Below are 12510 nucleotides of genomic sequence, written 5' to 3' on the forward strand. Positions count from 1 at the left end.
ATGGAATCCATATATCAAAGAACTTAAGCAGACAATAAAAAATACATCTTCAGGGCTACTGGAAAGTTTTCGAGGACTGACAGTAACGAATGAAGATGTATCCTACATTTTTAAGTACACAACAATGTACTTGGAATAACAATGTTATTTTAGCACAGGTGGTGGTTAAATGAAAGACGAAATAACTGAATAATCCACATTTTTTTAGGATTGGCTTCGTGGACCTATACGAAGTGCATAACAAAAGGCGTTAACAAGGAAAATGTGGATAAAGTGCTAAAAAGCATAAACAGTAGATGAGGGATAGACATAATTAAATTTATTCCTCAACGCTGACTCTATGATTATTTGCTTGACTTCTATGTCGAATTGTGGAAAATTAATATAGATACCAAATATTCAGAGTCTGGTTTTAAATTGACAGAAGATGAATTGACAATTCTCGCAACAATGAAGTCTCACTCTCTTGTCGGAATTATTACCGACTGGGTTCAGGATGGTATGCACGAAAATTATATGAAGTATTTCGAACAGTTGAAAACTGTATTCGAGTTAGAAGCCGGATACGCAATGCTTTCAGACAAGCGGATGGTATCCGGAGAAATGAATGTCGTCTCCGACGGCTACACCAGAAAAAGGAAGTGTAGAGAAGCATGATAAATCCAGGCGAATTGATCTACTCCAATCCAGACAGTAAGCCTCTCAAACAAGGTAATAAGGTGATTCCATTCATCAATTATCAAGCCCCGGCTCCGCAGAGATGTCTGGATATGCTGTTGGCAAAATACTATAACAAACCATATCAAAGCGAAGTTATGATGTATGCATGTGATACGGTATCCATTCCGAAGCTAAAGTGTAAGCTCAGTACAGCGAACCTGCTTCTTGTCACGGACGGTGGACTGGTTCCTTTCCACAATCCGGATCGCATTCCTTCTACCTGTGCCAACCGATTTGGGGTATATTCTATAAAAGGAAAGAACTCACTCGGGCCACGGAAGTATGAAATCAGCCATCAGGGATACGACAATTCCTTTGTTGAACAAAATCCCAACCGGCTCCTTCCAGTTGATGCACTGCGTGAATTGGAAATGAATCGTGTGATTGGAAAGCTTCACGACACTTTCATCTCCACAACTGGTGTTATGATGCCTGCCAGTCAGAGTAAATTAATGGGGAAAAAAATTGCTGAATATGTTGCCAAATGTAATGTTGACGCAGTTCTTTTAGTGTCCGCATGTGGTACAAGTACAAGATGCGGTGCATATATTGGACTTGCAATTGAAAAAATCGGAATCCCGGTTGTCCAGGTGACCAACTTGACACAAATTGCACTCGACACCGGACTCACTCGGGTCGTAAAAGGCAATAATATCTGTTATCCCTTCGGAAAACCGTCCTGCTCTCTTCGTGACGAGTACGCATTTCGCAGACAGCTGGTATTAAAAGCTCTTTACAAACTGCAGAAACACGATCCTGTTTAACATGGTAAAACCAGTTTCTTTTAATTATAAATTAAAAGGAACTGGTTTTTTACATAACATCACTTTTTACAATAAAATCCATTTTTTGAACACTTGGAGAAAACTGTAACAGATTTAAACAGAATTTTTTTATGTTCGTTGTTACAGACCGCATTATGTTCTAAAATAGAATTAACCAATAAGGGTCCATCAAGCCAAAAGAAAAATTATAATTTTGAAAGGAGTATGATATAGCCATGAGTAAAAAATTACAAATCGACTACATCCGCATTAAAAATGTAGAATTTGGCGATCGTACCAGTCTAGAGAACGGAAAGTTAGTCATCAACAAGGAAGAATTAATCGAGATGACCAAAAGTGAATTATTTGGCTCCATCGATATCAAATTAGCAGTCCCGGGAGAGAGCTGCCGTATTCTAAGCATCCATGATGTTATGCAGCCTCGCTGCAAAGCAGACGCACCGGAGACTTCTTATCCGGGTATCTGGGGAAAACTGGCTCCGATGGGTGAAGGACGAACCGTTGCGCTGAAAGGTGTCGTTGTATCCGATATCTACTATGCAAAATGTAACATCAAATACTATATGGATATGGGCGGTCCCTGCGCGAAATACAGCAACTTCTCCAGACATTTCCACGTAATTCTGGATGCCACACCTGCTGAGGGCGTCAGCGATGCAAGTTATGCGGAGGCTTTAAAATATGCTTCATTAACTATTAATGTCTTCCTCGCAAAACTGGGAATCGGCAAAACCCCAGACGAGACAGAAATCTTTGAACGTGAACCTGTCGGACCTGGTCCCGATGGAAAGCCACTGCCAAAGGTTGCTTACCTGGTTACCCACATGGCTTCTCATGATACATGGAATTTCCTGGTATACGGGCAGAGTGCAATTAACTTTCTTCCAACCATCCTGCAGCCGACTGAGATTCTCGACGGCGCGATGATCTGGAGATACTGGGAACCAAACTATTATCTGCAGAATGAACTTTATATCAAAGAGCTTATGAACCGCCACGGAAAAGATATTGAATTTGTCGGTGTCGTCTTTGCCAACAATGTTATGAAAATCGATGGAAAAGACACTATGGGTCTGATGGCTGCCACACTCTGTAAAGAGACGCTCGGCGCTGACTGTGTCATCGTCAACAAATCCGGAATGGGTCACTGTCAGCTCGACTCCGCCCTTGCTTTCAACTGGGCCGAGAAAATGGGGATGCCTTGTGTCATGAACCTGTCTGCCGTTTCCAATGACAAACCTGGTGACATGCTGGTCATCTCCGATCCAAAGATTGATGCTGTCATCAACAGTGGACGCAACTATGACCTCCACCACCCACATGTAGATCGTGTAATTGGAAGAGAAAGCAATGTACCAAGCTTAATGGGAGTCAATGTCGATGGTCCCTTTACGCACACTACAAACTTCGCATATCAGGGCATCTGGTCTCAATTAGGAGACTGCTACGCAACAACGGATAATGATCTGCCAGCTGCTCCTGTCACTTTCGGAAAGGAGGTATAATCATGTCAGAAAAAATCAGAGTTGTGCATTATATTAACCAGTTTTACGGCGGCTACGGCGGTGAGGATACTGCCAGCATGGGCATTGTTGTAAAAGAGAGTCCCGAGGGACCGGGATTATTATTAAAAAGTCTGTTGGGCGACGATTATGAGATTGTAGCTACCATCATCTGTGGAGATAACTACATTGCAGAAAATACAGAAACTGTCTGCCAGAAATTTATTGAAACGGTAAAAGAATATGGAGCAAAACTGTTTGTTGCCGGCCCCGGGTTCAATGCAGGTCGTTATGGACTCGGATGTGGCGCTGCCACAGCGGCAGTTACCGAGCAGTTAAAGATTCCAGCTGTTACCGCTCTCTATGCCGAAAACCCCGGAACCGATCTGTACAAAGACAGATCATACATTTTACAGACAGAAAACAATGCTGCCAAAATGAAAGCAGCCATGAAGCAAGTTGCAGCATTTGCCAAACGTCTGGTTGAAGGGGATTTTATCGGCGATGGCAAAAAAGAAGGCTATCACGGCTCCGGCCCAGCCGTTGATATTGATTATACGGTTCCAGCATGCAAACGTGGTCTTGACATGCTTCTGAACAAATACTATCACCGGAACTTTCACACAGAAGTTGTAATGCCAAATCATGAGGATATCCCAATTCCAGTGCTTGCGAAACCTCTGAACGAAATCAAGCTTGCTTTTGTGACAGACGGTGGCCTGGTTCCAAAGGGAAATCCAGACAAAATGGTTCCTACAAACTCCAAATTCTTTAACTCCTACTCCTTCGAGGGAGTTGACAAACTGGATGCCGACGACTACGAAGTCAGCCACCAGGGTTATAACAATGCATTTGTACTGGAAGATCCAAACCGTCTGGTTCCTGTCGATGCCGCTGTAAGTCTCGAAAAAGAAGGAAAGATTGGAAGCCTTTACGCCTCTTACTATACAACTGCCGGAGTTATGACTCCGATGGAAGTTGGTAAAAAATTTGGAGACGATATCGCCCAAGATCTCAAGGAACATCAAGTAGATGCTGTTATTTTAACCTCCACCTGAGGTACCAGTTCTCGCTGCGGTGCAGTGATGACAAAAGAGATCGAGCGTGCCGGTATTCCAATTATTCACGTTACGAACCTTACAAAGATATCCGAGGGGATCGGTGCTCATCGAATTCTCCGTGGTAACAGTGTACTTCATGTATTCGGCAATCCAAAACTGCCAAAACCACAAGAGGTCACCTTCCGTAAGGAACTAGTAGAAGAAGCTCTTCAGATGCTGACTGAGGTGCCTGAAGAAGGTCAACATAGTCTGATCGTTGATTAAATGCCATTTTCAAAGTTTTAATTGGTTACAAATGCAGCAGAACTTTCGTACCAGCCATTTCATGTTCTGCTGCCCCCCCTTTCACAAAAAAATCCCATTCACAGCTTCTATTCCACTGTGGATGGGATTTTTTTCTGGTTGTATTATCTTGCCGGCATCGGTGAGACGAAATCCCCACTTTTACAGGTCTTCGCGCGCTTTCGTGCCACTCTCAGTAACAAAATCGAACGAACCAGTCCAAAGATCAATATCGCGATCATACCAAGCATAATGATCCGGGTCTCTAATACAAGCATTCCCAATGTTTCAAACCGGATATATGGAATCAGAAACATCACAAGAAATACGCTAAAAAAAGTAATATTCCACTTTCTGAACCCTGTTGTATTTTCGAAGCTATTTGACATAAGGCTTCCCTTCTTTCATTTTATTTCTATTTTGTTCTTCTTGTTATTATTAATATAGCATAACCGGTCTATGAATAAAACTTCTATTTTGGAATGAAATTCCATTCCTTTTTTTCATGGTTTATTGTAAAATAGAATATAGAATTAAATATATATGCAACATTTCCGAAAAAAGGAGAATCCTTATATGAACGAAAAAGACTGTATGATACTGATTACGCTTGGGAAAACCCAAAACATCACCCACGCTGCAGACCGTCTCTTTATGACACAGTCTGCGCTTTCAAAGCGGCTGAAGCTCATTGAGCAGGAATTTGGAACTCCACTCCTCATCCGCTCGCACCAGGGAGTGGTGTTCACCCCTGCGGGAGAAAAAGTTCTTGCTTATTGCATTACAATGACACATGAGCGTCAGAAGGTTGCTCAGGAACTAGATATGATTGAAGGCGAAATCTGCGGAACTTTTCACGCCGGCTATTCCATCAGCTATGGCACCTACCGCCTTGCGCAACAGATTTCAGCCTATCACAAAGCTTATCCAAAGGTGAATCTCCAGATTGTCTCTGATCAGAGCAGTCAACTCTATCAACAGATGCTGGCAGGCTCTCTGGATCTTGCAATCATACGTGGAGAATATCCCTGGAATGGTATCAGATACCAGATAGCTGAAGAAAATGTTTATCTGGTGTACAGCAAAGAAAATCAAGAGAAGGATTTATCTGACTATATGTACATCAATCGGAAAACCGATCCTCTCTTAACCAGCCAGATGCTGCAATGGCTGGGTGAGTCAAGCCTTACGGCTCATTCTTCCAATATCAGTGTCGACAACATCACCACCTGTCAGGAACTGGTTCAGGCCGGAACCGGCTGGGCCATTCTCCCAGAAATTGCATTGGAGGATTTTGATGGTGTGAAAGTACAATTGTATTTCAAAGATGGCTCTCCATTTATCCGCCGGACCTACATCTTCTGCCAGGAGGGCTCCGCAAAGCTTCCACAAATTGATTATTTTATCCGGATGATTCGGAATGGTATTTAATGTGGCTTATAGTAGATTCAAAAAAGTCAAAAAGCAGCAAAATCGGGCGGATGTCCCTCCTATTGAAGAACACCCGCCCGATTGTCATCTTATATTCTCTTTTACTTAAAACTCAAATTCCTCTGCATCATCTACGTCAGCATCACACTCGTCAAGCATAAAATCAACTGCTTCCTGAGCAAGATCCATATGATCCGCATCCCCCATTACCGTAATTTCATCACGTTTTACGTTAATAGCTTTTCCACTCTTTTGGATATAATTATAAGTTTTTCCAATTTCTTCTGCATCTGTTGATGTCGGGCAGAAAATCGCCACTTTATTCTCTTCTGCATATGCTTTCAATGCATCTAATTTTTCATATCCTTCTACTACTTTGCCCCCGGTAACATAGATGATACCCGGACGTGGATTAATTTTAACAGTTGCCATTGTCGGTGGAGATGGGATAAATACCTGCTTTGTCTCACTCTCCGGATCAATTATATATCCAAGTCCTTCGTATTCGTTAAATTCTACCATATCATTTTACCTCACTGTGTGTTTTTTATCGGTTGCTGGTACACTGACACGTTCACTAGTCTGCTTCGTTAAACTCTTCTACTGTCCAGGGACGTCTGAGATCATTCGCAAACATATCAATTAACTCTTTTTCACATACTTTGTTAAATAACTGCGCATACTCCGCCGTCGGATCATCTTTGTCCAATACGTTTGCAGCTGTTGACAATGAGCAGTGCTGGCTGCCGCCCCAGTTATGAAGCTCTACATAAACACCGGCTGCTGATAATTTGCTGGCATAATCATAAGCCTGGTCTGTACCATTGTCATTTGCCATTGCATGAATAAATGTCGGCGGAAGTCCCACACACTCTTCAACTGTTGCACGTCCCGGGAACGCCTCTGCCGGTACATCCACACTGTTGTTTAATTTTCCAAGATATTCACGGGCAGATGTTGCTGCATCAGACCCGCCCCAGAAAGCAGAGTTAATTCTCAGGGAACGATACTGTGGCAGCGGACGATCATCAATGATTGGAACCCAAACCATGCATCCACGAGGAGTGCTTCCACGTTTTTTCAGCCTGTGGCAGAGCGCCAGAGACAAATGTCCGCCCGAACTGTTTCCGTGAAGGATAATCTTATTTGCACTGATGTTCAATTCTTTTGCATGATCCGCAAGATAATTGTAAGCAGCCTCGCAGTCATTCATCGGCTGTGGATACTCGGCTCCCATACAAAGTGTACGATAGTTAAGGGTTGCTACCGGAACACCGAATTTGTCTGCCCAGTCTTCGATTGCTGCCGTAAAGCGGAAACACGTTGTCAGTCCGCCGCCAGGGATAATGAGGATACATGGGCTGTTTCTCTTATAACGCCATTTTCCCTCTCTTGGATTGGCTACAAGCACTTTTACCAATGGCGCATCCGGCTCGTCAACACAGCCTGGAGCTTCATATTCTGTTACACGCGACCAGTCATAATCTGGCAGATAATCTTTAAATCCATCCTCTGCATGCTCTGCAAATTTCATTCTCTCTTCATTAGAAAGATCATCATTCAATAAAACCTCTGCGTAGCCTACTGAACCACCCATTAAAGAGTATGCCTGCTCTAATTCTGGATGTGCCCATTTTACATCGTCACGAATTCTAAACTTATCAAGTCCCATTTCTATTTCCTCCTTATATTACATTGCAAATTTCGTTGCATCTTCCAACTCTTCATCAAACTCATCCAGTGCATAGTCGACCAATTCCTGTGCCGCATCCATGTAATCCTCATCACCTTTCACAGTGACCTTTGCGATGTCTATGTTTAGATCCTTGTATTTGTTGTATACATACTTATATGTTTTTCCTAATTCTTCTCCCTCTGTAGCAGCCGGGCAAATCAGCACAACTTTGTTATCCGCACAGTATTTCTTCAATGCCGCAATCTCTGCACAATCCGGTGTAACTTTTCCACCTGTCACATAGATGATTCCCGGACGTGGATTGCATTTTACAGTCTGTTTTCCAATCAGGATAACTGTGATTTCCTTTGTGTCACTCTCCGGATCAATAACCGTTCCTAATCCTTCATAATCATATACTTCTACGTTCATACCTCTGCCTCCTATTCTCCAAAACGTTTCTTAAATGCTTCTTTATAGTCATCAACTACCCACGGACGGCGAAGATCATATTTGAAGCAATCTTCAATATTGCTATCGAAGCAATCCGCTGCTCTCTGAGAATATTCGCTTGGCTCACCACAGTTTTTGATAACTGCCCAGATTGCATTAGAATGATGAGCACCACCATAAACATGGTATTCAACAAATGTATGTGCTTTTAACAGTTTCGTATAAAATTCTACATTCTGTAAGATATCCGGGTCCATCTCTGCCTGGTACATAAATGTCGGTGGAAATCCGATACAGTCCTCGATGGTTGCGTGATTTGGCAGCGCCTCAGGTCCTACTCTGTTAGAAGCAAAGTTTCTTCCCAGCCAATTGTAAAGTCCATCATGCTGCTCTACTGCATCCCACATACCTGTGTATAATGAATCACCGTCTTTTTCTCTGTCATCTGTCTGTGCACTTACAACTACAATTCCTCTTGGGCTGTATCCGTATCTCTTAAGACGGAAAGCTGTTGCCAGGGCAAGATGTCCGCCAGTTGACGAACCACTCATGACTACTTTGTCTGAATGAATTCCAAGATCATCTGCGTTATCAAACATCCATTTGTATGCTGCGTGAAGATCATTGATTGCTGCCGGATACTGAGCCTCCCACGATAAGCGGTAAATAGGAACAATCCCTACACATTTATGCTGCTCGCACATTCTCTCAATTGGGTAAGCGTTTGGATTCAAGCCGGTCAGTCCACCACCTACAACATAGAACAGCGCTCTATTTTTTCTCTTTTTCAGATTATTTGGTTTGATTACCCATACCTCTACTGGAGTATCTGGCTCTTCTTCGCATCCGGGAACTGCGTATTTTTCAACTTCACAAGTATGTTCACTTGCCCACCACTGTTCCATATAAGCTTGCTGTCTTGCCTTTCCAGCTGCCAGCTTCTCTTCCTGCGGAACAGATGGACTGTAAAGCATTGCTGTTGCCTCATTCAGTTTCGGATCAAGATCCCAGAAATCACTTCCATCTGGATGTCCCCATTTTGGATCTGTGATATCGATCATTCGACCATCTTCTACGATAATGCCATCTTTGTTGCGGTCACCTTCAAATTTTTTCCACATCGTATTCTCCTCCTTGAATTTTTGTGTCTTTTCCACTCTCTTTGAATCAGAACTATTTATCTATGTACAGATTATAACACTGAAAAACACAAACTGCCCCGCTCAAAAAAACAAAGTGTTTCATTTTTGTGCACAAGATAATTGTGCACAAAAATAATCAAATGCGCATGCATCTGATTATTTTTGAAGATACCTATTATCATATTTTGTGGCTATGCCAGCCCAAACAACATCCCGATCAGTCGCACCACAAACGCAAAGATCCAGGCAATCACACACTGTCCGATCACCACGCCGAACACCCAACGGACGCCGAGCTCCCGCTTCACCGAGGAGACCGCTGCCACACATGGCGTGTAGAGCAGGCAGAAAACCAGAAGACTTGCCGCCGCGAGCGGAGTGATCGCCGCAAGCAAGCTTGCCGTCGTTCCGAACAGGACGGACAAGGTCGACACCACGCTCTCCTTCGCCATAAATCCGGTGATCAGCGCCGTCGATATTCTCCAGTCACCAAATCCTAGCGGTGCGAACACGGGCGCGATCCATCCCGCCACACCTGCCAGCATACTGTTGTGAGAATCCGCCACCACATTCAGATGAGTATCAAAGGTCTGTAAAAACCAGATGACTATCGTCGCCATAAAGATCACGGTAAAGGCTCTCTGCAGGAAATCCTTCGCTTTATCCCACAGAAGCATCCCCACATTTTTTGCCCCCGGCATACGGTAATTCGGAAGCTCCATGACAAACGGAACCGCCTCCCCCTTGAACATCGTCCCTTTCAACATAAGCGCCATAACGATTCCAATCACCATTCCCAGAAGGTACAGCGAAATCATGACAAACGCACCATGGTTCGGGAAAAATGCTGCTGTAAAAAAAGCATAAATCGGCAGTTTTGCAGAGCAGCTCATAAACGGAGTCAGCAGAATCGTCATCTTCCGGTCACGCTCCGACGGAAGTGTTCTGGTCGCCATCACACCTGGAACCGTACATCCAAATCCGATCAGCATGGGCACAATACTTCTGCCTGACAGACCAATCTTTCGCAGAAGCTTGTCCATCACGAACGCCACTCTGGCTATGTACCCACTGTCCTCCATCAGGGATAAAAAGAAAAACAGTGTCACGATGACCGGCAGAAAACTCAGCACGCTTCCCACACCAGTGAAAATACCATCGATCACAAGCGAGTGCAGAACTTCATTCACATGTGCCGCATCCATCGCGGCCTCTGCCGCCCCGGACAGCTGTGAGATTCCCAGCTCCAACAGATTCTGCAGAAACGCTCCGATCACATTGAATGTCAGCCAGAACACCAGCCCCATAATTCCAATAAATGCCGGAATCGCCGTGTATTTTCCGGTCAGGATCCGGTCGATCCGCGCGCTTCTCGCATGCTCTCTGCTCTCCTTCGGCTTGATGACCGTCGCACTGCAGACTTCTTTAATAAATGTAAAGCGCATATCTGCAATCGCAGCTGCCCGGTCCAGTTCTCCCTCCCGTTCCATCTGCAGGATGATGTGTTCGAGCATTTCCTTCTCATTCTGATCCAGATTCAGCTTTTCGATGATCATAGGATCTCCCTCTGCCAGCTTGCTCGCCGCAAACCGGATCGGAATATCCGCTTTTTTTGCGTGATCCTCGATCAGATGCATGATTCCATGCAGACAGCGGTGCACTGCTCCGCCATGCTTCTGGGCGCTGCAGAAATCGATCCGCCCTGGCTGCTCCTGATACTTTGCCACGTGAAGGGCATGCTCGATCAACTCGTCAATACCTTCATTCTTTGACGCAGAAATCGGAACCACCGGAATCCCCAGCATGTCTTCCATCTCATTTACAAGGATGGATCCGCCGTTTTCGCGCACCTCATCCATCATATTCAGGGCGAGTACCATAGGGACATCCAACTCCATCAGCTGCATCGTCAGATACAGATTCCGCTCGATATTCGACGCGTCGACAATGTTGATAATTCCCTTGGGATGCTCATTCAGAACAAACTCCCTCGTAACGATTTCCTCGCTGGAGTAGGGTGACATGGAATAAATTCCGGGCAGATCCGTGATCAGCGTGTCCGGGTGCCCCTTGATGCTCCCGTCCTTCCGGTCCACCGTCACCCCGGGAAAATTCCCCACATGCTGGTTGGAACCGGTAAGCTGGTTGAAGAGTGTCGTCTTCCCGCAGTTCTGATTTCCTGCGAGGGCAAATGTCAGCACCGTCCCATCCACCAGCGGATGCTCCGTCGCCTTGACATGATACTTTCCTCCCTCACCTAAACCGGGATGGCCGATACCTTTCCCCGGTTTTTCCATCTTTTTTTCTATGTCAGCATGCGTTTCTTCACGCACATTACAGATCTCAATCTTGTCCGCATCCGCCACGCGGAGCGTCAGCTCATATCCATGCAGCATAAATTCCATGGGATCCCCCATCGGTGCGAATTTCACCAGAGTGATCTCCTCCTTCGGAATCACGCCCATGTCCAGAAAATGCTGCCTGAGTGCGCCCTCTCCGCCAACGGATACGATTGTCGCAGTCTTCCCTATCGGTAGTTCTTTTAAAGTCATTCTTTATCCATGCCCTTCTTCTCTTATTGATAATATAAATGAAAATATGTATCAGTATATCATAAATTCAAAGTACAAATTCATGAAAAAATTTGTTTTTCTATAGTGACTGCTCCGGATCTGTCTGCATATACCATCGGTTCAGCAATGGAATCCAGCTTTTTACCGCCTCTTTGTGGCTCCTGCTCACCGGTATCTCTGCACCGTTTTCCAGTGTCAGCATCTTGGGGCGAAATTCCGTAACGTGGTATACATTGACAATATAGCTGTTGTGGCACCGGACAAATCCATCCCCTAGAATTGTCTGCAGTTCATCCAGCTTATAGGCACATTCAAATTCCCCATTCGTCGTAAACAGCAGCGATTTTCTGTATTTACGTTCAATAAAGATGATGTTCTTCCAGTCAACAAGGTTGATCACCTTCCTCTTCGTGAGCAGGATTTTCCCGTCTGTTTTCAGCTTCTTTTTCTGAATCTCCACGAGATAATCCGGAAGATACTGATCCATCTCCATCTTTCGGATAAAGCAGAGATGGGGAACTCGGTATGCCTCCGTCGCATGCTTCCAGTTCTCAGCGGTAAAAATCACACCCGCTCCACCTATCTCATCCGTGTACTCCTGAATCAAGTCTATTCCCCGCGCCTCGCAAAACTCTGCATTCATGAGAATCAGGTCCCATCTTCGCCGTGCCAGCTCTGAACAAAAAGTACATTCCGACTCCGCTAAAACGAACACGCACGCCTGATAAATGCTGATCTTCTTTCTCTTCTTTTCTAACTCTGCTCCAAATTCCGACGTATCACATACAAGAATTTTCAAGTCTGTCTGTCTGTCTGTCTGTCTGTCTGTCTGTCTGTCTGTCTGTCTGTCTGTCTGTCTGTCTGTCTGTCTGTCTGTCTGTCTGTC

General features: G+C 44.6%; 12 protein-coding genes. 5 read left to right on the forward strand and 7 right to left on the reverse strand.

What is annotated here, in order from left to right; translation table 11 throughout:
* Positions 1-348 precede the first annotated feature (348 nt).
* From BUB85_RS06720 to BUB85_RS06735, 4 genes are all read left to right on the forward strand, one after another.
* A complete protein-coding gene (locus tag BUB85_RS06720; protein ID WP_278319582.1) occupies positions 349-657 on the forward strand; it encodes a TetR/AcrR family transcriptional regulator C-terminal domain-containing protein in 309 nt (102 codons plus the stop codon).
* Entirely contained in the window at positions 654-1484 is an 831-nt protein-coding gene (locus BUB85_RS06725) for a glycine/betaine/sarcosine/D-proline family reductase selenoprotein B (RefSeq protein WP_073107299.1), read from the forward strand. Before BUB85_RS06720 ends, BUB85_RS06725 begins: the two co-directional genes overlap by 4 nt.
* Before the next feature lie 236 nt (positions 1485-1720).
* Entirely contained in the window at positions 1721-3010 is a 1290-nt protein-coding gene (locus tag BUB85_RS06730; RefSeq protein WP_073107302.1) for a glycine/sarcosine/betaine reductase component B subunit, read from the forward strand.
* A gap of 2 nt (positions 3011-3012) precedes the next feature.
* Positions 3013-4332 (forward strand): glycine/betaine/sarcosine/D-proline family reductase selenoprotein B, encoded by a 1320-nt coding sequence (locus tag BUB85_RS06735; RefSeq protein WP_242945371.1) that lies wholly within the window; start codon positions 3013-3015, stop codon positions 4330-4332.
* Positions 4333-4475: 143 nt separating this feature from the next.
* Here the strand turns inward: BUB85_RS06735 and BUB85_RS06745 are convergent, their stop codons facing one another.
* Positions 4476-4739 (reverse strand): hypothetical protein, encoded by a 264-nt coding sequence (locus BUB85_RS06745; protein ID WP_073107312.1) that lies wholly within the window; start codon positions 4737-4739, stop codon positions 4476-4478.
* A 187-nt stretch (positions 4740-4926) separates the two neighbouring features.
* Between BUB85_RS06745 and BUB85_RS06750 the strand changes: the two genes are divergently transcribed.
* Complete coding sequence (locus BUB85_RS06750) at positions 4927-5781, forward strand: LysR family transcriptional regulator (RefSeq protein ID WP_073107317.1); 855 nt, start codon at positions 4927-4929, stop codon at positions 5779-5781.
* Between the two features lie 105 nt (positions 5782-5886).
* On the opposite strand, the gene BUB85_RS06755 is transcribed toward BUB85_RS06750, so the two are convergent.
* The 6 genes from BUB85_RS06755 to BUB85_RS20970 all read right to left on the reverse strand — a co-directional run.
* Positions 5887-6303 (reverse strand): hypothetical protein, encoded by a 417-nt coding sequence (locus BUB85_RS06755; protein WP_073107320.1) that lies wholly within the window; start codon positions 6301-6303, stop codon positions 5887-5889.
* 55 nt (positions 6304-6358) lie between these two features.
* Positions 6359-7453, reverse strand: a complete 1095-nt coding sequence (locus BUB85_RS06760; RefSeq protein WP_073107323.1) for an alpha/beta hydrolase — start codon at positions 7451-7453, stop codon at positions 6359-6361.
* An 18-nt stretch (positions 7454-7471) separates the two neighbouring features.
* Positions 7472-7888, reverse strand: a complete 417-nt coding sequence (locus BUB85_RS06765; protein ID WP_073107328.1) for a hypothetical protein — start codon at positions 7886-7888, stop codon at positions 7472-7474.
* Between the two features lie 11 nt (positions 7889-7899).
* Positions 7900-9030 (reverse strand): alpha/beta hydrolase, encoded by a 1131-nt coding sequence (locus BUB85_RS06770; RefSeq protein ID WP_073107331.1) that lies wholly within the window; start codon positions 9028-9030, stop codon positions 7900-7902.
* A gap of 212 nt (positions 9031-9242) precedes the next feature.
* Positions 9243-11603: a ferrous iron transport protein B gene (gene feoB, locus BUB85_RS06775; RefSeq protein ID WP_073107334.1), complete on the reverse strand. Its 2361-nt coding sequence runs from the start codon at positions 11601-11603 to the stop codon at positions 9243-9245.
* A 100-nt stretch (positions 11604-11703) separates the two neighbouring features.
* A partial coding sequence (locus BUB85_RS20970) for a LytR/AlgR family response regulator transcription factor (protein ID WP_200803552.1) occupies positions 11704-12510 on the reverse strand: 807 nt, incomplete at its 5' end.

Origin of the sequence: Hespellia stercorisuis DSM 15480, from assembly GCF_900142165.1 — a bacterium.
Classification (GTDB): domain Bacteria; phylum Bacillota; class Clostridia; order Lachnospirales; family Lachnospiraceae; genus Hespellia; species Hespellia stercorisuis.

Coding starts and splice junctions, on each gene's coding strand:
- BUB85_RS06725 (WP_073107299.1), top strand. CDS start 654: ATGATAAATCCAGGCGAATTGATCTACTCCAATCCAGACAGTAAGCCT.
- BUB85_RS06730 (WP_073107302.1), top strand. CDS start 1,721: ATGAGTAAAAAATTACAAATCGACTACATCCGCATTAAAAATGTAGAA.
- BUB85_RS06745 (WP_073107312.1), bottom strand. CDS start 4,739: ATGTCAAATAGCTTCGAAAATACAACAGGGTTCAGAAAGTGGAATATT.
- BUB85_RS06750 (WP_073107317.1), top strand. CDS start 4,927: ATGAACGAAAAAGACTGTATGATACTGATTACGCTTGGGAAAACCCAA.
- BUB85_RS06755 (WP_073107320.1), bottom strand. CDS start 6,303: ATGGTAGAATTTAACGAATACGAAGGACTTGGATATATAATTGATCCG.
- BUB85_RS06760 (WP_073107323.1), bottom strand. CDS start 7,453: ATGGGACTTGATAAGTTTAGAATTCGTGACGATGTAAAATGGGCACAT.
- BUB85_RS06765 (WP_073107328.1), bottom strand. CDS start 7,888: ATGAACGTAGAAGTATATGATTATGAAGGATTAGGAACGGTTATTGAT.
- BUB85_RS06770 (WP_073107331.1), bottom strand. CDS start 9,030: ATGTGGAAAAAATTTGAAGGTGACCGCAACAAAGATGGCATTATCGTA.
- feoB (WP_073107334.1), bottom strand. CDS start 11,603: ATGACTTTAAAAGAACTACCGATAGGGAAGACTGCGACAATCGTATCC.